The organism is Parapedobacter sp. GCM10030251, from assembly GCF_042666505.1.
Lineage (GTDB): Bacteria > Bacteroidota > Bacteroidia > Sphingobacteriales > Sphingobacteriaceae > Parapedobacter.
Map to the genome: position 1 here is coordinate 200774 of NZ_JBHTDN010000005.1, position 19656 is coordinate 220429.

The 19656-nt window shown below is 48.3% G+C and carries 21 protein-coding genes; 8 read left to right on the plus strand and 13 right to left on the minus strand.

Annotated features, from left to right (window positions below; genetic code table 11):
• Window position 1: 1 nt before the first annotated feature.
• Both ACFQRK_RS15790 and nadB read right to left on the minus strand, forming a co-directional pair.
• Entirely contained in the window at window positions 2–523 is a 522-nt protein-coding gene (locus tag ACFQRK_RS15790) for a gamma carbonic anhydrase family protein (protein WP_379008431.1), read from the minus strand.
• 60 nt (window positions 524–583) lie between these two features.
• The gene (gene nadB / locus ACFQRK_RS15795) at window positions 584–2170 is read right to left on the minus strand and encodes an L-aspartate oxidase (RefSeq protein ID WP_379008433.1); all 1587 of its coding nucleotides are present in this window, start codon (window positions 2168–2170) and stop codon (window positions 584–586) included.
• A gap of 437 nt (window positions 2171–2607) precedes the next feature.
• On the opposite strand from nadB, the gene nadA reads away from it, so the two are divergent.
• Both nadA and thiL read left to right on the plus strand, forming a co-directional pair.
• Complete coding sequence (gene nadA, locus ACFQRK_RS15800) at window positions 2608–3603, plus strand: quinolinate synthase NadA (protein WP_379008436.1); 996 nt, start codon at window positions 2608–2610, stop codon at window positions 3601–3603.
• A 35-nt stretch (window positions 3604–3638) separates the two neighbouring features.
• Window positions 3639–4676 (plus strand): thiamine-phosphate kinase, encoded by a 1038-nt coding sequence (gene thiL, locus ACFQRK_RS15805; protein ID WP_379008438.1) that lies wholly within the window; start codon window positions 3639–3641, stop codon window positions 4674–4676.
• Window positions 4677–4704: 28 nt separating this feature from the next.
• On the opposite strand, the gene acnA is transcribed toward thiL, so the two are convergent.
• Window positions 4705–7428, minus strand: coding sequence for an aconitate hydratase AcnA (gene acnA / locus ACFQRK_RS15810; RefSeq protein ID WP_379008439.1), 2724 nt, complete (start codon window positions 7426–7428; stop codon window positions 4705–4707).
• A gap of 242 nt (window positions 7429–7670) precedes the next feature.
• Between acnA and ACFQRK_RS15815 the strand changes: the two genes are divergently transcribed.
• On the plus strand, window positions 7671–7862 hold the full coding sequence (locus tag ACFQRK_RS15815) for a cold-shock protein (RefSeq protein ID WP_379008441.1): 192 nt from the start codon (window positions 7671–7673) through the stop codon (window positions 7860–7862).
• A gap of 147 nt (window positions 7863–8009) precedes the next feature.
• On the opposite strand, the gene ACFQRK_RS15820 is transcribed toward ACFQRK_RS15815, so the two are convergent.
• The 5 genes from ACFQRK_RS15820 to ACFQRK_RS15840 form a co-directional block, all read right to left on the minus strand.
• The gene (locus ACFQRK_RS15820) at window positions 8010–9077 is read right to left on the minus strand and encodes an AI-2E family transporter (RefSeq protein WP_379008442.1); all 1068 of its coding nucleotides are present in this window, start codon (window positions 9075–9077) and stop codon (window positions 8010–8012) included.
• The gene (locus ACFQRK_RS15825) at window positions 9077–9328 is read right to left on the minus strand and encodes a 4a-hydroxytetrahydrobiopterin dehydratase (RefSeq protein WP_379008444.1); all 252 of its coding nucleotides are present in this window, start codon (window positions 9326–9328) and stop codon (window positions 9077–9079) included. Before ACFQRK_RS15825 ends, ACFQRK_RS15820 begins: the two co-directional genes overlap by 1 nt.
• Window positions 9329–9396: 68 nt before the next feature.
• A complete protein-coding gene (recO, locus tag ACFQRK_RS15830; protein WP_379008446.1) occupies window positions 9397–10122 on the minus strand; it encodes a DNA repair protein RecO in 726 nt (241 codons plus the stop codon).
• Window position 10123: 1 nt separating this feature from the next.
• Window positions 10124–10492: a diacylglycerol kinase family protein gene (locus tag ACFQRK_RS15835; RefSeq protein WP_379008448.1), complete on the minus strand. Its 369-nt coding sequence runs from the start codon at window positions 10490–10492 to the stop codon at window positions 10124–10126.
• On the minus strand, window positions 10482–10712 hold the full coding sequence (locus ACFQRK_RS15840) for a signal peptidase (RefSeq protein ID WP_379008449.1): 231 nt from the start codon (window positions 10710–10712) through the stop codon (window positions 10482–10484). Before ACFQRK_RS15840 ends, ACFQRK_RS15835 begins: the two co-directional genes overlap by 11 nt.
• 97 nt (window positions 10713–10809) lie before the next feature.
• Here ACFQRK_RS15840 and ACFQRK_RS15845 point away from each other — a divergent pair, with 97 nt between their 5' ends.
• Entirely contained in the window at window positions 10810–11850 is a 1041-nt protein-coding gene (locus tag ACFQRK_RS15845; protein WP_379008452.1) for a LacI family DNA-binding transcriptional regulator, read from the plus strand.
• Here ACFQRK_RS15845 and coaBC read toward each other — a convergent pair.
• Genes coaBC through ACFQRK_RS15860 form a run of 3 tightly spaced genes read right to left on the minus strand, consistent with a single transcriptional unit; the run spans window position 11840 to window position 14283 of the window.
• The gene (coaBC, locus tag ACFQRK_RS15850) at window positions 11840–13042 is read right to left on the minus strand and encodes a bifunctional phosphopantothenoylcysteine decarboxylase/phosphopantothenate--cysteine ligase CoaBC (protein WP_379008454.1); all 1203 of its coding nucleotides are present in this window, start codon (window positions 13040–13042) and stop codon (window positions 11840–11842) included. The genes ACFQRK_RS15845 and coaBC overlap by 11 nt on opposite strands.
• Window positions 13042–13377 carry a DNA-directed RNA polymerase subunit omega gene (locus tag ACFQRK_RS15855; protein WP_379008457.1) on the minus strand — a complete coding sequence of 112 codons (336 nt, stop codon included), beginning with the start codon at window positions 13375–13377 and terminating at the stop codon, window positions 13042–13044. The genes coaBC and ACFQRK_RS15855 overlap by 1 nt, the downstream gene beginning before the upstream one ends.
• A 15-nt stretch (window positions 13378–13392) precedes the next feature.
• A complete protein-coding gene (locus ACFQRK_RS15860) occupies window positions 13393–14283 on the minus strand; it encodes an outer membrane protein assembly factor BamD (protein WP_379008459.1) in 891 nt (296 codons plus the stop codon).
• A gap of 209 nt (window positions 14284–14492) precedes the next feature.
• Between ACFQRK_RS15860 and ACFQRK_RS15865 the strand changes: the two genes are divergently transcribed.
• On the plus strand, window positions 14493–14771 hold the full coding sequence (locus tag ACFQRK_RS15865; protein ID WP_379008460.1) for a NifU family protein: 279 nt from the start codon (window positions 14493–14495) through the stop codon (window positions 14769–14771).
• A 54-nt stretch (window positions 14772–14825) separates the two neighbouring features.
• A complete protein-coding gene (locus ACFQRK_RS15870; RefSeq protein ID WP_379008462.1) occupies window positions 14826–15473 on the plus strand; it encodes a hypothetical protein in 648 nt (215 codons plus the stop codon).
• Here ACFQRK_RS15870 and ACFQRK_RS15875 read toward each other — a convergent pair.
• On the minus strand, window positions 15470–16690 hold the full coding sequence (locus ACFQRK_RS15875; protein ID WP_379008465.1) for an FtsX-like permease family protein: 1221 nt from the start codon (window positions 16688–16690) through the stop codon (window positions 15470–15472). The genes ACFQRK_RS15870 and ACFQRK_RS15875 overlap by 4 nt on opposite strands.
• A gap of 3 nt (window positions 16691–16693) precedes the next feature.
• Entirely contained in the window at window positions 16694–17335 is a 642-nt protein-coding gene (locus tag ACFQRK_RS15880) for an MBL fold metallo-hydrolase (protein WP_379008467.1), read from the minus strand.
• Window positions 17336–17484: 149 nt separating this feature from the next.
• Here ACFQRK_RS15880 and ACFQRK_RS15885 point away from each other — a divergent pair, with 149 nt between their 5' ends.
• Window positions 17485–18759: a Tm-1-like ATP-binding domain-containing protein gene (locus tag ACFQRK_RS15885; RefSeq protein WP_379008468.1), complete on the plus strand. Its 1275-nt coding sequence runs from the start codon at window positions 17485–17487 to the stop codon at window positions 18757–18759.
• A gap of 36 nt (window positions 18760–18795) precedes the next feature.
• On the plus strand, window positions 18796–19656 hold the full coding sequence (locus ACFQRK_RS15890; RefSeq protein WP_379008469.1) for a phosphoenolpyruvate hydrolase family protein: 861 nt from the start codon (window positions 18796–18798) through the stop codon (window positions 19654–19656).

Here is a 19656-nt window from a genome sequence, read left to right on the forward strand (position 1 = left end):
ATCAAGTGTCCTCTCGCGGAAACCAACTCGCATACATCACATATCGATCGGGCAACCCATCCAATAGTTTGTATTGCTCAAGAGTCAGCGGCTTAACCTTCCGCGCCGGGACTCCAGCGTATAGATATCCACTTTCACACCGGGTATGTTCGAGCACTACGGCCCCCGCAGCGATGATTACGTATTCCTCAACTACCGCATGATCCATAACGATTGCCCCCATTCCGACCAGTACGCGATCATGCAGCGTGCAGCCATGAACTATCGCACGATGCCCGATGTTAACGAAACTTCCTATCTCCGTTGATGCCGTTTGATACGTACAATGGACAATGGCTCCGTCTTGGATATTGGTATATTTACCTACCGTAATCGCATTCACATCACCGCGGATCACGGCATTGAACCACACCGAACAGTGTTCACCTATTTTTACGTCGCCTACAATGGTAGCATTATCTGCCACGAAACATTTCTCAGCGATCATCGGAGAAACATCATTTACAGGAAGAATCAGTGCCACTTTTTTAATGTTAACTACAACCCTTACTTTTAACTCCTAACTTTCAATGCCAAACGCCTTTCAAAAGACCGTATTCACCAGTTCCTCTGAACGCTCAGGATAATCAGTTGTATAATGCAAACCACGGCTCTCCTTCCGCGCCATCGCCGATTTTATTACCAAATAAGCTACCTGGATCACATTCCTCAGCTCGCACAATTTGACCGAAAGTTTGGTATTCTTATAAAAACTCTCGGTTTCATCATAAAGTAACCCTAGACGACGCATTGCCCGCTCCAAGCGGAAATCCGAACGTACGATGCCCACATAATCGCTCATCACCTTCTGGGTCTCCCGCAAATTATGCGTCACCAAAATATCTTCATTGGAAAGGGCGGTATCTGAATCGTCCCAATCGGGAATACCTCCTGGGATGACAATAGACTTTACCTGGGCTATCGAATCCTCGTATATCCGATGTGCAAATACTGTAGCCTCCAATAATGAGTTGGAAGCCAACCGATTAGCACCGTGCAATCCCGTCGATGAGCATTCGCCACACGCGTATAAATTTCGGATAGACGACTTTCCGTATTCATCCACCATAATGCCGCCACAAAGGTAATGCGCCGCCGGCGTTACCGGTATGTAGTCGCGCGACATATCAATACCAATGGAAAGACACTTCGCATAAATATTCGGAAAATGCTTTAAAATATCCTCCTTATTCCGGTGGGTAATATCGAGAAAGACAAAATCATCTCCCGACTTCTTCATCTCCGAGTCAATCGCCCGCGCCACAATGTCTCTCGGCGCCAACGATCCGCGACTGTCGTATTCTTCCATGAACGGGTCGCCGTTCTTCCTTCGCAACACGCCTCCGAACCCCCTCACCGCCTCCGATACCAGAAATGACGGATACTCACCGGGATTGTACAACGCCGTTGGGTGAAACTGGATAAACTCCATATTGCGCACCTTTCCTTTCGCCCGATATACCATCGCAATCCCATCACCGGTAGCAATCACCGGATTCGTTGTACTTGAATATACATGCCCCGCACCGCCCGAAGCCATTACGGTAACCTTACTCAGCACTTTCTCCACGCGGTTATCCACGGTATTCAGCACATACACGCCATAACAGGTGATATCCTTCGTACTTTTATCCACAAACTCCCCCAAATGGTGCTGCGTGATCAGGTCAATCGCAAAGTAATGCGTTAACACTTGTATATTCGGATTCTCATGAACCTTCTCGAGCAACGCCCGCTCTATCTCGAAACCGGTTACATCCTTGTGATGCAATACACGGTGTTCTGAATGCCCACCCTCCCGTGCCAGATCATACACCCCATCCTTCCTCTTATCAAAGTGGGTTCCGTAATCGATGATTTCCTGGATGCGCTGCGGGCCTTCTTTCACAACGTTTTCCACAACGTTAACATCGCATAACCCGTCGCCAGCAACCAGTGTATCAGCGATATGCTTCTCGAACGAATCGGATTTATCCACAACTACCGCCACTCCGCCTTGTGCATACTTCGTATTCGACTCATCCTCGTTAGCTTTGGTAATAATCATCACCTTTCCATGATTAGCTGCCTTTAACGCAAAGCTCAATCCGGCGATGCCGGACCCAATAACCAAAAAATCTATTTCGTGCATAAACCGAATTAATCAATAAAATCCAAACAGACCGAAAACCTGTGGATAATCTGTAGAGTAACCGTTGAATAAAAATGAAAAGTCGCCGATTACCTATAATTCTTACCATTTCTTCACAGTCACCAGGAAAAAATCCCCAGATATACTGCACAATATTAACAAATAACACCCAATAAACCGTATACAAAGAAATATGGAAAAACAAATTAGCGAAAATAAAATCCGCTGTAAATCAATATATACCGATTAAATTAATGTTAATAATATGTTAAAAGAAAACGAAAACCGACAAATCAAAATAAAATGGTCGGATATTTTTCACAAAACCAACACCCTAACAAACAATAAAATCATTTATATATAAAACCATTTATTATTAATTGAGCGTGTGGGGAACGTAAAAACGGAATCAAATTGTTTAGTACCTTTGTATAATCATGGAAGCACTACTGACTGAACTAAACACAAAGGGTTACATCGATAAACCGATTGATCCGACGCTGGATCTGGTCGACGAGATAAACAAACTTAAAAAAGAAAAAAATGCGGTACTGTTAGCGCATTACTACCAGGAGCCGGAAATACAGGATATAGCTGATTACATCGGTGATAGCCTCGGACTTTCGCAACAGGCAGCCAAAACAGAAGCAGATGTCATCGTATTCGCAGGTGTACATTTCATGGCGGAAACAGCCAAGATTCTGTCGCCGGAGAAAAAAGTGCTTCTGCCTGATTTGAAAGCGGGGTGTTCATTATCCGACAGTTGTCCGCCACATCTGTTTGCAAAATTTAAAGAGCAATACCCGGATCACATTGCCATCACGTATGTAAACTGTACCGCAGAACTGAAGGCTCTCAGCGATATCGTATGCACCTCGAGCAACGCCGTACAGATTGTGGATAGCTTGCCAAAGGAGCAAAAAATCATCTTCGGACCGGATAAGAACCTCGGTGATTATGTTAGACGGAAAACCGGTCGTGACCTGGTTCTATGGAACGGAGCATGTATGGTGCATGAAATTTTTTCCCAGGAACGCATTTCGCAGCTCAGGAAGACCTATCCGGAAGCTAAATTTATCGCTCATCCCGAATGTGAAAAGGAAATATTGGACGTTGCGGACTACATCGGCTCTACCTCGGGTCTATTGAAATATACCAAAGAAAGCGCTGCTGAAGTTTTTATCGTAGCAACGGAGAGCGGCATTATCCATCAGATGCAGAAAGCGAATCCCCAAAAGGTTTTTATTCCTGCACCACCCAATAATGCCTGTGCTTGCAACGACTGCCCCTATATGAAACTTAACACCTTGGAGAAGTTGTATAATTGCATGAGATTTGAACTTCCTGAAGTAAATTTACCAGCTGATGTGATTGAGCGGGCCAGGCGCCCCATCGAACGGATGCTGGAGATTTCCGAACGATTGGGGCTTTAGGTAATCTTTCATCTCTATTCTTGAATCATAGCAACATGTTTGATAACGAAGAGAAGACGAATTTAACGCGTTTAGGTGAATTTGGATTAATCGATCACATCACTAAATCGGTTGAATTAACCCAGGAAACTACCGATAAAGGTATTGGTGACGACGCCGCTGTGTTGGATTTTTCGGGGAAGAAGACGTTACTCTCCACAGATTTGCTTCTGGAGGGCATCCATTTTGATTTACGGTATGTACCGCTCAAGCATCTGGGGTATAAAGCGGTCCAGGTAAACCTGAGTGATATCTATGCTATGAATGGAATGGCTTCCCAGATTACCTTTTCCATCGGTTTGTCGAGCAAATTTCCATTGGACGCGGTAGAGGAGCTGTATGCAGGTGCATTGCTGGCATGTAAAAAATACGGCGTGGATCTGGTGGGAGGCGACACGTCCGCTTCGGCGCAGGGACTGGTTATCAGCGTAACCAGTGTCGGTTATGCTAGTGAGGAAGTGATCGCCTATCGCAGCGGCGCTCAGGAAGGGGATCTGATTTGCGTATCCGGCGATTTGGGTGGAGCTTACGTGGGACTTCAGTTGCTGGAGCGCGAAAAGCGGATCTTTTTGGAGAATCCGAATATACAACCGGATCTGGAAGGAAAGGATTACATCGTTGAACGGCAGCTGAAGCCAGAAGCGCGGAAAGATATTGTACAACTATTGGCTTCGTTGGGAATTAGGCCAACCGCCATGATTGACGTATCGGATGGACTGGCTTCCGAGATCCTGCATATCTGCAAAGCGTCGGAAAAAGGATGCAGATTGTACGAAGAGAAAATCCCGATTGATCCAATGACGTATGATACGGCCAGGGACTTCGGCTTGGATCCGACGGTTTGTGCCCTGAGCGGCGGCGAAGATTATGAATTGCTTTTTACAATCCGGCAAGCGGATTATGAGAAACTAAAAAACCAACCGGACATCAGCGTAATCGGGCATATCACCGAAGCGTCTGCAGGCAGCGAGTTAATTTCCAAATCGGGCCATTCGCATCCCATCAAAGCACAGGGTTGGAACGCGTTTGGATAGCTTGGATTTAATCAGCCCGCCGATTTGCCTATTTCTTCAGGAATCCCCGCAACACGTAATGCAGTATACCGCCGTGGCGGTAGTATTCAATTTCAATGGCCGAATCAAACCGCGCTTTGGATTGAAATTCGATGATTTCTCCGTTTTTTTTGGTTGCTTTTACGTTTAACAATTTATGTGGATAAAGATCGCCCGATATACCCGATATATCGAAGGTTTCCGTTCCGTCCAATCCGAGGGATTCCGCATTTTCTCCGGTGGGGAATTCCATGGGTACCACGCCCATCCCGACGAGGTTGCTACGGTGGATCCGTTCGAAACTTTCGGCAATAACCGCCTTTATTCCCAATAAATTTGCGCCTTTGGCTGCCCAGTCGCGCGAGGATCCGCTTCCATATTCCTTGCCGGCCAACACGATCAACGGAGTCTGGCTTTCGGCATATTTCATGGCTGCGTCATATACCGAAAGCGTTTCGCCCGAGGGAAAATAGGTGGTATACCCGCCTTCTTTTTCGGTTATCCGATTCCGGATACGTACATTAGCGAACGTACCGCGCATCATCACCTCGTGATTTCCACGGCGTGAACCATAGGAATTGAAGTCTCTGGGGTCTACCCCTTTTGAAATCAGGTAGCTGCCTGCGGCGGAATCGGACTTAAACGACCCAGCCGGCGAAATATGATCGGTCGTGACCGAATCTCCCAGATACAGAAGCACGTTGGCATGGGTGATATCCTGGGCGGGAACTGGTTCGCTGCTGATATTTTTGAAGAACGGTGCTTCCTGTACGTAGGTGGATTGTTCGTTCCACTCGAAATTTTTACCCTGCGGGGCTGTCAGTTTTTTCCAGTCGTCGCCGCCATCAAAAATAACGTCGTACACATCTTTGAAGTCGGATGTACGCATGCATTGGTTGATGGTATCGGCTATTTCTTCCTGCGTGGGCCAGATATCACGTAAATATACCGGATTGCCATTGGGATCATAACTTAGCGGCTCGTTGAGCAGATCGACGTCTACCCGTCCTACCAGGGCATAGGCAACGACCAACATAGGCGACATCAGGAAATTCATCTTCACCTGCGGATGTACGCGTGCTTCAAAATTTCGGTTGCCGGAGAGTACAGATGCCACAACGAGATCCCCTTTATCGACGGCCTCGGCAATGTGTGGCGGCAGCGGACCGCTGTTTCCGATACAGGAAGTACACCCGTAACCGACGGTATGGAAACGCAAGGCTTCCAGATCCTCCAGAAGATTGGCCCGTTGCAAGTATTCGGTTACCACTTTCGATCCAGGGGCGAGGCTCGTTTTGACCCAGGATTTGGTACGTATGCCACGTGCTACGGCTTTTCTTGCTACGAGGCCGGCGCCCACCATAACGGCTGGATTGGACGTATTCGTACAGCTCGTAATGGCCGCGATGACAATACTGCCATCACTCAGCACATATTCCTGGTTTTTGATCTTGATCCGTACGGAGCGAATATTTTCATTTTCAACCTGTATCGTATCAGCTGTCGAGCGATTTTCGTAGGTAAATTCGCTGCCTGACCCACCTTCGTATAGCCACGCCTGTTCCTGCCGTTGTTTAACAGGGATATAGTTGCGGCGGTATTCTTTCTCAAGAAGACTTGAAAATTGCGAAGCGAAATCCTTTACCAATATCTTGTCTTGGGGTCTTTTCGGACCGGACACCGTGGGTTCCAGGGTATCCAGGTTTAATTCGAGCACATCAGAATATACGATTTGCTCGTGGCCGGTGCGCCACAGCAAATTGTCCTTGCAATAGGTTTCCACCAATTCGATCTGTTCTTCTGAACGATTGGTGCGTCGCATGTATTCAAGCGTTTGATTGTCTATGGGAAAATACGTAACCGTACAACCGAACTCAGGTGACATGTTGGAAATCGTAGCCCGGTCTGTGACACTGAGAAAATCCAATGCATCGCCGAATACCTCCACAAATTTTCCGACTACACCGTAGTCGCGCAGGAGTTTGGTAATGGTAAGCACCATATCCGTTGCCGTACAACCCGGGGGAATTTTGCCGGTCAATTTTAGTCCGATGACCTGTGGGCACGTGAAGTAGATAGGTTGTCCAAGCATTGCTGCTTCCGCCTCTATCCCACCTACTCCCCAGGCGATAACTCCAATTCCGTTTACCATGGGGGTATGCGAGTCGGTTCCGACCAATGTGTCGGGAAAGGCCCAGCCATCGCGGGCAATGACGCCTTTTGCCAGGTATTCCAGGTTGACCTGATGGCAGATGCCCATACCCGGCGGTACGACGGTGAAATTATCCAGCGCTTGCTGGCCCCATTTGAGTAACTCATAGCGTTCGGCATTGCGCTCGTACTCCAATCCAACGTTATTCAGATACGCATAGTTCGTACCGAAGTAATCAACCTGTACGGAGTGGTCGATGACCAAATCAACGGGCACGGCGGGATTGATCTTACTTCCATCTCCACCTTTTCGGATGACTTCTGCCCGGATGGAGGCCATGTCCACAACAGCCGGGACACCCGTGAAGTCCTGCATCAGTACACGGGCGGGTTTAAACGGTATTTCTTTATCGGTCCCTGAAGGATTCCAATTTATCAACGTATCCAAATGCTCATCGGTGATCGCAAAGCCATCATGATTTCGCAGGACATTTTCGAGTAATATACGGATGGAAAAAGGAAGTTTACCAATTTTCTGATTTTCATCATCCAGCTTTCTCAGCGAGGCTACTTGATAATTCATGACGTTTAGTTAGCGTTATTAATTAATGCGATAGTCAGTACGTTTAACCGAGGCTAAATCCCTACATAAACGGGTACCTTTGCAGGTACGTTTGCATATAAGCATGATGTGCTAAAATAGCAAAAATAAATCATAGATAAGTCCTTAGCTGCTAAATGTATGCTATTCTATTGTAAATATTTTTACTTGGTTTCCAAATAATTATATACATTTGAGTTTTTATTATTTTAATTTTCAATACAATGGCAGAAGGAGTAGTTAAATTCTTCAATGAAACCAAAGGTTTTGGTTTTATCGTACCCAATTCAGGTGAGAGCGAGATTTTTGTCCACTCATCAGGCCTTATCGACAAGATCCGCGAAAACGACAATGTTTCGTATGATGTTGAACAAGGCAGAAAAGGTTTAAATGCGGTAAATGTTAAGATAATCTAGTATTATTTTCGTATATATTTATTGTATTTCGCCGGCTATCAAAAATAGCCGGCTTTTTTACGGCATCTACGTCTTTACGGCATCCGCTTCCGTCTCTTTTTCAATAAACCATACCGATATACAGCTATAGTTATTACCGATCTGCAATCATCCCCGTGCGTCCCGGTCGCCGATAAGGTTACCATAAGGTTTCAGGGAATCCACATGGTCGAAAATTATTTTAGCCACACCGAGAAACGGAACAAATAAAATCATGCCAGCCACATTCCAGACCAGACTGCCGAGCAACAGGGCCATAATGGTGAACAGGGCGTTAAGTTGGATTTTGCTGCCTGTAATTTTTGGGGTAAGTATGTAGCTGTCGATTTGTTGCATGACAATAAAAAATATCGCCACGATAATGGGTGTAAGCAATGAGTCGCTAGTGACAAGCGTATAAAGCACAACGACCGAACTACCGGCGACCGAGCCGATATACGGGATGATGTTGATGAAGGCAACCATCACGCCGAAAAACAGTGGATTTTCTACGCCGATGATCGCAAGTCCGGTTGTATTGATGACGGAAAATATAAGGGCTACCGAGAATACACCCGCCAGGTAAGCGCTGGCTACCGCTGCGGTCTTATCTACGATGTCCCTGGCTTCGGCAACACGCTCCTTTCCCGCATAGTAGGAAACCAGCGAAAGCACAAAATTCTTGATCCTCCGCCGGTAAATCAGCAACAGTACGGAGTATGCGGTGATGATCAGTACATGTACCAGAAAGGAAAGAATAAACCGGAAAATATCTCCGATAAATTGTCCGGCTAGGTCTGATAACCCTGCAATTTGGCTTTGCAAATATTTTTTTTGCTTGGCGACGGGCAACTGAAAATGCTCGGAAATGAAATCGTGGCCGGAATTCAGCATTCCATTTAATTTTCTGCCGATCATCGGCAGATCGTTTCCAAGTTCGACCAATTGACGGAAAACCAGATAACCGCCTGCGAGCAGCAGTAAGAGCGTAAGCAGGACACACAGGACCGCCGCAAGACCCCTCGGAATTTTACGTTGCTCCAGTCGTTTGCATACAGGAACAAGCAGCATTGCCATCATTCCTCCGATCGCAATGGGAATGAGAAATGGTTTAGCAAAATAGAGTATGGCGAACACCAATACTATGAACAGCAATACTTGGTTAAACCGCGCAATGGGGTTACTTTTTGTGGGCATTACCGTAGGTTATCTATCGCCTGTGCGAGCTTGCGGTCTTTCTCGGTTACTGTATTGCCCGCATCGTGCGTGGTCAACCAAATTTCCACTTTATTCCAGGTGTTGGTCCACGTGGGGTGGTGATTGTGTTGTTCGGCCAATAGGGCGACCCGTGTCATAAAAGCGAACGCTTCGGAAAAATCCCGGAAGGTGAATGATTGATAGAGCGTATTGTCTTCTTCGTTCCACATGGTATACGGATTGGTTAACATTCTTATTCTTGAAACAAACCGGGCCGTTTTTTGTTTGAATCACCGTTTTAAAAAGATTGCGGAAGGATTTACTCACGGAAAACCTCTTCGAGCACGTCGTGAGAATGGATCTCACCGAGGTGGTCAATGTGCAATCGATAGAAATCAAGAATTTTACCCAGCAAAATACGGCGGTCGGACGAAGGGATTCGCAGTACCGCCAATTCTTCGAACGAACAGGTAAGCAAGCGGGCAAAGAAAAGGGTCTGCGGATTTTGCAGGACCCATCTATGGGCGGGCAACGTGTGGCAGAAAACGCCGTCCTTCAAATCAAAGAAGGGTTCGTTTGATTTGGGTAAGGTAGGGCTAAATCCCAGGTAACGGGTAAGTTTCACCAAAAAAAACAAATGGAAGTTCAGCGCAGGCTTTTCCGTGGCGTCCCACCAAGAGATTGCGTGGAAGAGATAGTCGAATAATGGTACATCGGGAGACTGCTGACGGAGACTTTTATAAAGCACTTCATTGAGGAAAAGCGCAATGGTACGTTTAATAATATCGTAAGGTATGCTTTGCAACGGAGGCATCTGACGGGCATCCGAAATGCGCTGTAGGGACGCATTTTCGCGGTGGTAAACCACCATGTCAAGGAGGTGCAGCGGTTGCAATAGGTTGGTTCCGATCTTTGCTTTAGGCTTTCGGGCACCGTTGACGATATAGGATTGCAGTCCAAATTTTTCCGTGAATATCTGCACCACCACGCTACTTTCCGAATATTTGGTGGTTTTTAAGACGATGCCGCGCGTTTTATGCTGCATATCAATCGAAAAAATAAACCCCTAATTTGGGCAAAAATATCGACGCCCCGACCAACAGCGCAAAAATTGCGCCGACCAACACCGCTCCTGCGGCGGCGTCTTTGGCTTTTTTAGCCACGCGATGGTAAGTAGGAGACACCAGGTCAACCATAGCCTCAAGAGCCGTGTTTAGGAGTTCAAAGGCAAATACCAAGGTTATACAAAGTGCAATCCACCGCCAGTCCGACACAGACAGACGAGTTATGATCCCCAATGCAATGGCCAACACAGCACAACCGGTATGGATCTTAAAATTCCGTTCCGTGCGAAAGGTCTCAAAAATCCCTCGCCGTGCGTTTGTAAATGGATTCCGATTGGGCTTATTCATCATTCTGCTGTCGCTCCTTTCGTTCGTCAAGGATGCTTCTGCGTTCGATTTTACGGATAAGGCCATACAAAATCGTCAAAAATCCGATGCCAAATACGATTACTCCGAGCACCAGCACCCATTTATAGATGGGGAAGTCTTGCTTCATGAGAAACGTACCCAGTACGCACAGGGCCGCGCCCAGTGAAGCACCCAAAAATCCTCTTTGAACATATTTATTCATGCGCTTTGATGAAGACGTAAAGGACAAAGATAGGGCTTTTATCCATTGATGTAATTCGTGTGGAATGCTTATCTTTATCCTTTATTTATTTGGTACCATGCCCCATATGACTTTACGGGATATTGCCAATGCATTGGGTTTGTCGGTTTCGACGGTTTCCAAAGCATTGCGAGACAGTTACGAAATCAGCAAGGACACCAAGGAAAGGGTCATCGCCTATGCCCGGGCTAACCAATATCTGCCTAACCGTATGGCCAAGAGTCTGAAAGAAGGCAAGAGCGGTTCTATAGGAGTGGTGGTATGCTCGATCGACAACAGTTTTGTATCTCGGATGCTGGACGGCATTGACGGGGCTTGTACGGAAGCAGGGTATGAGATCATCATCATGCAGAGCAAAGAATCGCTTACGCAGGAAAAGTCATGCCTTAAGCAATTGGAAGCGCGGGGTGTGGAAGGCATTCTGATATCGCCCTCTGCCGAAACCGTTGATTTTGAACATTTGTTGGCGTTACGGGAAGCAGGGATACCCATTGTATTGTTTGACCGCATAAGTGAGCGATTCCAATCCGATCAGGTGGGCATTGATAATTACCAGGCAGCATTTCAGGCAACGGAACACCTCATTGCCAACAAATACCGGCGCATTGCGATGCTGAACATTGGTCCGGATATCCATTTCGCGTCACAACGGGGCGCTGGTTATCTGGACGCCTTGAGAAAAAACCACCTGATGTACGGCGAAACGCTTATCCGTCTGTGCCGACCGGTAACGGGCATAACGCTAAAAGACTGTGTAAAAGCAGGCATTCAATCCCTTTTTAGTCTGGAGGTACCGCCGGATGCACTTTTTACGGCAACGGACCAGCTCTCTACCCAGAGTCTCAGCGTGCTCCATGAAATGGGAAAGCGCATCCCCGAAGATATCGCGCTGATTGGCTTTAGCAATACGGAATTGGCGGATGTGCTTACGCCTCCCCTTTCCACCTTGCACCAGCCCGCATTTGAAATAGGCCGCTTAGCCGCAGAGAAGCTGATCGGATTGATTACCCGCAAGGGCGTGCCCGAAGGATATGAGACGGTGAGATTGCCGGCACGGTTGGATATCCGGAGTTCCAGCAGACAGAGATTCAGCGGTTAAGTAAGCGTATAACGCGGGAACAGATATCCTTGGCCACCTCCCCTTTCGACTTCAATTCAAAGACCTCCTTGTCGTCGTTTTTATCGATGATTGTCACCTTGTTGCTATCACTCGCAAAACCGGCACCAGCGTCGCGCATGGAGTTAAGCACAATGAAATCGAGGTTTTTCCGATGAAGTTTATCCACGGCGTTTGCCACTTCATCTTGCGTTTCCAGTGCAAAACCAACCAGGATCTGATCGTTACGCTTTGCTTTTCCAAGTGTTGCCAGAATATCCGTGGTTTTGACCAGTTCGAGGGTCAGATGGGATTCGGTTTTCTTGATTTTTTGGTCGGCCGTGACTTTTGGCGTATAGTCCGCGACGGCGGCACTCATGACCGTGATGTCGGCCATCGGAAAATGCGAGCGGCATGCTTCCAGCATTTCCGCTGCGGATGTTACCGGAATGAACGTTGCTCTTTCGGGAGGAGTCAAGCCGGAGGGGCCGCTCACCAAGGTCACATCGGCCCCGAGGCGGAGCAGCTGGTTGGCAATTGCGTATCCCATCTTACCAGTGGAATGATTACCGATATAACGTACGGGATCGATGGATTCGTGGGTGGGACCTGCCGAAACGAGCGCTTTTTTGCCGGCCAACGGAAGGCCTTCTCCAAAATAAACCTGTAACGTTGCGAATATTTCCTCGGGCTCTGCAAGCCGGCCTTCTCCACTCAGACCACTCGCCAATTCGCCATTTCCGGGAGGGATAATGTGATTTCCATATGATTGGAGGCGGGAAATATTCGAGCGGGTACTGTCGTGAGCCCACATATCCAAGTCCATCGCCGGGGCGAGGAAAACCGGGCTTTTGGCGGAGAGGTATACTGCGCAGAGCAGATTATCGCAGAGGCCATTGGCAAATTTGGCAAGCGTGTTTGCACTTGCCGGTGCAATTAAAATGGCATCGGCGTCAAGGGCAAGCTGTACATGATTGTTCCATTCACCGGATTTGGCGGCGAAGTAGTCTACCAGTACGGGATTACCCGATAACGTAGCAAGGGTAAGCGGAGTAATGAATTGGGTGGCATCGGGGGTCATCACGACCTGAACATGGGCGCCGGCTTTGACCAACAGACGGGTCAAATGAGCCGATTTATAAGCGGCGATACTACCGCATATGCCCAGCAGAATATGCCTTCCCCCGACGGACACTACTCTTCATCTTTTTCCCTTGCGGGGTTTCTAAAGTAGACTTTGTCGTTCAAAAACTCATCGACCGCGACCAAGGACGGTTTGGGCAAACGTTCGTAGTGTTTGGAAATCTCAATTTGTTCGCGATTTTCAAAAACCTCTTCGAGGTTATCGTTGGTGGTGGCAAATTCAGCCAATTTGCCGTTAAGCTCCTCTTTCATGTCCACAGCAATTTGATTGGCACGCTTGCTGATGATGACAATTGATTCGTAAATGTTATCGGTTTTTTTGTCCAGGTCCCTCAGGTCACGGGTTACCGTGCTATTTGGGACAGCTTTGTTTATTTGAGTACTCATATCTTTTTCGGTGTGTTAATTCTGGGTTGTGTTTGCAGCTTTTTCCGCTTTATTTTCGGAAGCCGCTGCAAGCTGCGTTGTGTATTTCTTTGCCTGCTCGATGCCGCTTTCCGCATCGCGTTTCAACTGATCAGCTTCCTTTCGAAACCTGCTTTCGGGGTAAGCAGAAATGAAATTATTGTACATATCCAGCGCCTCCTCGAAACGTTCTTCCTGCCTTCTGGCCGAACTTTGATTCGCATAGAGGTATTGGGCTTTGATACTGAGAAACTCCATTTCCTCGGCATATTTCGTATCCGGGAATTCCCGGAGTACATTGTCAAAAGCAATGACCGCGGCCCGATAGTCATCCGAAAGCCCCATATCCAAATAGAGTTTCGCATTGTTAAAGGCTTTGGTTTCCAACTTATCCCGCAGCTGTTGGATCAGGTCCGACGCTTCCGCTGCGCGCTCGCTGTTGGGATATAAGTTAATGAATAGCTGCAGTGCTTCGATCGCCCGATACGTATATTCTTGGTCCAACCCTGTTTTGGGCGATTCAAGGAAATAGCAATACGCCCCCATGTAGCGGCATTCCTCTGCGCGGGTGCTGTTGGGATAGGTGTCTGTAAATTGCTTGAAATGAAACCGTGCCGATGTATAGTCGCGCAAATAATAGTTTGTGTACGCGGTATAGTAATACAGATCCTCCGCCTCGGTCTGACCCCGGTATTTGGTCATCAGGTCATCGAATAATATGAGGGCTTTACTGTATTTTTTGTTGTTGTAATATTTGACGGCTTCCTGATATTTCTGGGCAATGTTGTTGCTGGCGCGTAACTTTTCAAACTTGCTTTTACATCCGGCAACCAACGCCACAAAAATAACCAAAGCAGCTCCTGCTACTATTTGCCTGTTTATAAACATCCTGCAAAGATAAGTGAATTTAAAATACCTGTCAATTAAAATTTTACGGGCCAAAGTACGCGTAAATGGGCAAATCACCAAGTGGTTTAACACAGTTTAACAGGTGGCAGCTGCCTTGGCCAAACGGCAACTTTGCTAAACCGTGACTTTGTAAGATTGTGACAATTAGAAATTATCCGTACCTTTACAGCTTTGAATATTCAAAAGGTATGGAATTACGGGAAAGAGTAGAACAGGCTTTGGATTCCATCCGGCCTTATCTCGAAACAGACGGGGGAAATGTGCGGATAGACGAGATTACCGCTGAAAAAGTGGTAAGATTAAAGTTATTGGGATCCTGTGCTTCATGTGCGATGAGCATTATGACCTTCAAGGCGGGGTTGGAGCAAGCCATAAAAAAGGCGGTTCCGGAGATTACCGCAGTTGAGGCCGTCAATATCACGGATATGGACGATCCAAATGCGACGATGCCCTCGCCGGTTATTTAACATTATTTAACGCGTAGAAAAACGTGTGAATGGTTAGTTTTGCTGTCAACGAGAATGAAAACGATTCGCAACATACTGGTTGTCTGTCTAGCCATCGGGCTAGCGTTCTCTGCTTCCGCTCAGCAGCGGAAACTCGTTCAGTTTAGCGGGGTCATTCACAACGCGGATACCAACGTTATTGTCCCGTATGTGACGGTAACCAACCTATCCTACAACCGCCAGACATTTACAGCCAATCATCAAGGATATTTTTCTTTCGTGGCACACGAAGGCGATACGGTGCTTTTTAGTTCCGTTGGCTACCGATCCACGCGGGTGGTGATTCCCCGGGTCGCGGAAGACAAATATACGGCGATGGTCAACATGACGGCGGAGATCAAAGAGCTTCCCGTGGTTACGCCTTACCCTTGGGCAAGTATCGACGAGTTCAACATGGCATTTATGTCGCTTGAAATAGCGGATGATGACATCGTGGTAGCCAAGAAAAACCTATCTCCAGAGTCATTGGCGGCACTGGCAGCCGTAACGCCGCGAAGCGCAGAGGAAATTCAAAATTTCAGCGCTATGCAGAACCACATCGGGTTGACCAATAAGGCGGTCAACCAACGCATGGCTAACCCCCTCCTGAGCCCCTTTGCTTGGGGTAACCTGATCCGGCAGATTACCGAAGGGAATAAGAGCCGTAGCCGAAACTCGTATTAAGACAAACGCACCGTCTGTCGTACGCTAAGCCGCGATGAAACCAGGGAAATCAAGGCAGAAATAACGAATACGGTTAGGAAGACCAACACAAAATCAAACATCCGGATATCCACGGGATAAATATCAGTGACCAAGTTTTCGGCATTTCCAAATCGAATCCAGCCGAAGACCTGCTGCGAAAGGCAGAACAGAAAGCCCAATATCAGCCCTGCCACGCACCCTATCAATGAAATAAGCAATCCTTCGAAAAAGAAAATCCGACGGATGAGGTCGTTACCGGCACCCAATCCCATCAATACGGAGATGTCTTTCTTTTTGTCAATAACCAGCATGGTGAGTGACCCTACGATGTTGAAAATGGCAATAATGCCCGTGAACGCAATGATGATAAACACCGCCCATTTTTCGGTACGTACGATCTTATACAAGGTCGGGTTTTGTTGCTCACGGTCTTTGACCAGGAAGTCGTTACCCAATTGTTGCGATAATTCCCGTTGCGTGGCCGAGACGTTAGCGCCGGGCTGGAGGTGAATCTCGATGGCCGATACCTGGGTAAATTCGCCGAGTACTTCGCGGGCAAATGGCATAGGTACAATCAGTAAATCATCAAACTCCTGCTGATATGCCAATATACCCCCCGGACGGATGGTTCGCATGATAAACTCCTCGGCCGGATTGATTCCGGGTTTGACCCCTTTCCGTGGCGAAAACACTTCGATGCGGCGTGATTCATCCTGTAGGGAAATTCCCAATGTGCCTTGCACACGTGCACCCATGATCGCGTAATCTTCGTTGTCCTGACGGAGGGTGGATCGACCCTCCTGTAATAGCGTATCCATGGAATTCGACATTGCAGGGTCAAAAGTCGTGCCCTTGAGCGTGGCGATATACTGGGCATCGCCGTAGCGAAGCAGCACGCGTTCCTGAAGCACTTCATGGTATGCCCTAACGGTTGAAAGTTTCCCGACGCGATCAACGAATGCAGCATCTGCGACAAAGCCTTTACCCTCCCGGGGCTCAATGCGAAGTTCGGGGGTAAAAGCGCTATACATCGAAAAAATCAGATTCTCCAGACCGTTGTAAAAGGAGAGAATTACAATGAGGGAAGCACTGCTTACCAACACACCTACCACGCTGATGCCGGAAATAATATTTACGGCGTTTATGGTCTTTCTGGAGAGCAGGTAGCGTTTGGCAAAGTACAGTGCGATGTTCATGAGCTATTCCCGGATGAATGGGTTGGTTTGTTTTTCGTATCCGATGGTGGTTTGCGGACCGTGGCCCGGATATACCATCGTCTCGTCGGGCAATGTGTAAAGTTTCTGTTTGATGCTGGTCAATAGCTGCTGATGATTACCTCCCGGGAGGTCGGTGCGTCCGATGCTATTCCTAAAAAGGACATCGCCACCGATCAGGAAGCGTTGTTCCTGGTGGTAAAAGCACAGGTGAGCGGGCGAGTGTCCCGGGGCAAAAATGATTGACAACTCATTGTCGCCAAACCGTACCGTACCCGTGTCGGGCAGGAAGGTTTCGCCAATGGGCGATATGTCGTACCGTATTCCCATTTGCGGGGCATAATTTTGAACCTCCATGAGCAAAGGCAATTCGCCCTCATGGAATTGGGGGAGCAACCCGTATTGTTCGAAAACATACCGATTGCCGAGGACATGATCCACATGGCAATGCGTGTTGAGCAGCAACTGCGGTTTAAGCCCTAACTTGTCGATAAACGTCTTTACCGCCTCTTCTTCGTCCGGCCCATACATGCCTGGATCGATGATTGCGGCTGCGCCTTCGTCATCGTACAATACGTACGTATTTTCCTGATAGGGGTTGCAAACGAAAGACTTAATTTGGATCATACGTGCAAAGGTAACGGTTTTTAATGGAACCCGGATGACACGGGTCGCACGGATTATTGCAGATTATACAGGCAGATTTAACATTTTATAGTAAATTTACGTGGATATGAGCGCTAATCAAACAACATTAACCCAATGGGATTTCGAATGTGAAAAATAACCTCGTAACTAACAAGGCCATCGTTATGCTTGGCTGTTTTGATACGAAAGGTGAAGACTTTGCGTATCTTCGGGATCTCCTCCTAAACGAGGGGCACCGCGTTTATTCGGTCAATGTCGGAGTGCGGGGTTCCACCGCGTTTTTCCCGGTAGACCTTGATGCCGAGCCTATTGCGGCAGCGGCGGATTGTTCCCTCTCCGAGCTCAGATCAGGAGGCGACCGGGGTGTTGCCGTGGAGAAGATGGGACTTGGAGCAGCCGTTTTACTAAAGGAATTGGTAGATACCGGTATGGTGGCAGGAGTCATCGGTATGGGCGGCGGAGGTGGGACTCACATTGTGCTCAAGGCGATGCAAACCGTTCCCTTCGGCATACCTAAGGTATGCTTGAGCACGCTGGCTACCCACGACCTTTCGCGGCAGGTTGGAAGTTCCGATATCGTGCTCATACCTTCGGTTGTGGATGTTGCCGGAGTGAATAGTATCAGCAGCGTCACGATCGGATATGCCGCTTCTGCCATCACGGGCATGGTCCGTTGGCGCGCAACGGAGGCTATCGAGCTTGACTCCAGGGGACGCATCGCGATCAGCATGTTCGGCAACACAACCGCCTGCGTGGATGCCTGTGGCAAAATGCTCCGGGATTTGGGCTACGAGGTGATTCCGTTCCATGCTAACGGCACAGGGGGGCGTACCATGGAGTCACTTATTGCGGGCGGGTATTTCGATGGGGTTCTGGACGTCACGACCACGGAATTAGCAGATGAACTTTGTGGCGGTGTATGCAGCGCGGGTCCGGATCGGCTAGGGGCTGCGGCTACCGCAGGTATTCCGCAGGTTGTTATTCCGGGATGCCTGGATATGGTAAACTTCTGGGCGTTAGATAGCATCCCGTGGCATTACCGTGCCAGACAGTTGTACAGTTGGTCGCCTGATGTCACATTGATGCGCACAAATGTGGAGGAAAACCGTATACTTGGGGCCCAGTTGGCCGATAAAGTGAGCATGGCCCCCGAGGACGCGGCCGTTGTGCTGTTTCCGCTGGCCGGGTTGTCGCAGCTGGATGCCCCCGGCGGGGTTTTCCATTCTCCGGAAATAAATGCGGCATTATTTGATTCGGTGCGGGACGGTCTTGCCGGTCGGACGGAAGTGGTAGAAACCCCATGGCACATCAACGACCCGGAATTTGCATCCGTTGCAGTGGAAACGTTAGTAGGCCTGCTGGCGAAATCCACGACCCACGGTAAGGCGAGAAAGAACGTGTAACGAAAAAAGAAAAACGATTAAGGAACGAAGTTAACTATGGCAAACAAATGGACAGGCAGGGGTAACCCCTATACAAAGCAGGAAGTACGGGAACGCATGCAAAGGACCATCGACGAGGGGAAGGCAATCATTGCAGCGGGCGCAGGTACGGGCATCAGTGCAAAGTTCATCGAGCGCGGTGGTGCGGATCTGATTATCATCTACAATTCGGGACGCTTCCGGATGGCGGGCCACGGTTCCACAGCCGGATTGATGGCCTATGGTGATGCCAATGCGGAGGCTTTGGACATAGGTGAATATGAGGTACTGCCGGTTGTCGACGAAATCCCGGTAATCTGTGGCGTGCATGGTTCGGACCCGCGGCGCAGGATGTGGCATCACTTGCTTAAAGTGAAGGATATGGGCTTTTCGGGGGTGAACAACTTCCCGACACATAGCATCATCGACGGTCATTTTAGACGGGTATTGGAAGAGACCGGCATGGGTTTCCACAAGGAAGTGGAGATGGTGGAACTGGCTACAAAGATGGATTTGTTTTCGATCGTTTACGTAGCGACGGCCGAGGAAGCGCGTCAGATGGCCTATGCGGGGGCTGATGCGATCATCTCGCACGTCGGTACCACCATCGGGGGATCCATTGGTGTGACAGGGGCAACTTGCAGCATGGATGAGGCTGTCGACCGTACCCAGGAAATCATTGAGGCTGGTCGCGAGGTCAACCCGGCGATCTTTTTCCTGGCGCACGGTGGCCCCATCATGGGACCAGCAGATGTCCGGCAGATACTGGACCGTACAGACGCCCAAGGGTTTGTTGGAGCCTCGTCATTGGAACGGATGGGTGTGGAACGATCGCTCGAGGATCTGACCCGAGAATTCAAGTCGCTTACCTTGAAATAA

Excerpts from the sequence above, each read along its gene's own strand:
- ACFQRK_RS15835 (WP_379008448.1), bottom strand. The coding sequence starts at position 10,492 with ATGATGAATAAGCCCAATCGGAATCCATTTACAAACGCACGGCGAGGG.
- ACFQRK_RS15880 (WP_379008467.1), bottom strand. The coding sequence starts at position 17,335 with ATGATCCAAATTAAGTCTTTCGTTTGCAACCCCTATCAGGAAAATACG.
- ACFQRK_RS15865 (WP_379008460.1), top strand. The coding sequence starts at position 14,493 with ATGGAATTACGGGAAAGAGTAGAACAGGCTTTGGATTCCATCCGGCCT.
- ACFQRK_RS15820 (WP_379008442.1), bottom strand. The coding sequence starts at position 9,077 with ATGCCCACAAAAAGTAACCCCATTGCGCGGTTTAACCAAGTATTGCTG.
- thiL (WP_379008438.1), top strand. The coding sequence starts at position 3,639 with ATGTTTGATAACGAAGAGAAGACGAATTTAACGCGTTTAGGTGAATTT.
- ACFQRK_RS15870 (WP_379008462.1), top strand. The coding sequence starts at position 14,826 with ATGAAAACGATTCGCAACATACTGGTTGTCTGTCTAGCCATCGGGCTA.
- ACFQRK_RS15855 (WP_379008457.1), bottom strand. The coding sequence starts at position 13,377 with ATGAGTACTCAAATAAACAAAGCTGTCCCAAATAGCACGGTAACCCGT.
- acnA (WP_379008439.1), bottom strand. The coding sequence starts at position 7,428 with ATGAATTATCAAGTAGCCTCGCTGAGAAAGCTGGATGATGAAAATCAG.
- ACFQRK_RS15825 (WP_379008444.1), bottom strand. The coding sequence starts at position 9,328 with ATGTTAACCAATCCGTATACCATGTGGAACGAAGAAGACAATACGCTC.
- ACFQRK_RS15860 (WP_379008459.1), bottom strand. The coding sequence starts at position 14,283 with ATGTTTATAAACAGGCAAATAGTAGCAGGAGCTGCTTTGGTTATTTTT.
- ACFQRK_RS15815 (WP_379008441.1), top strand. The coding sequence starts at position 7,671 with ATGGCAGAAGGAGTAGTTAAATTCTTCAATGAAACCAAAGGTTTTGGT.
- recO (WP_379008446.1), bottom strand. The coding sequence starts at position 10,122 with ATGCAGCATAAAACGCGCGGCATCGTCTTAAAAACCACCAAATATTCG.
- nadB (WP_379008433.1), bottom strand. The coding sequence starts at position 2,170 with ATGCACGAAATAGATTTTTTGGTTATTGGGTCCGGCATCGCCGGATTG.
- ACFQRK_RS15840 (WP_379008449.1), bottom strand. The coding sequence starts at position 10,712 with ATGAATAAATATGTTCAAAGAGGATTTTTGGGTGCTTCACTGGGCGCG.
- ACFQRK_RS15845 (WP_379008452.1), top strand. The coding sequence starts at position 10,810 with ATGCCCCATATGACTTTACGGGATATTGCCAATGCATTGGGTTTGTCG.
- ACFQRK_RS15890 (WP_379008469.1), top strand. The coding sequence starts at position 18,796 with ATGGCAAACAAATGGACAGGCAGGGGTAACCCCTATACAAAGCAGGAA.
- nadA (WP_379008436.1), top strand. The coding sequence starts at position 2,608 with ATGGAAGCACTACTGACTGAACTAAACACAAAGGGTTACATCGATAAA.
- ACFQRK_RS15875 (WP_379008465.1), bottom strand. The coding sequence starts at position 16,690 with ATGAACATCGCACTGTACTTTGCCAAACGCTACCTGCTCTCCAGAAAG.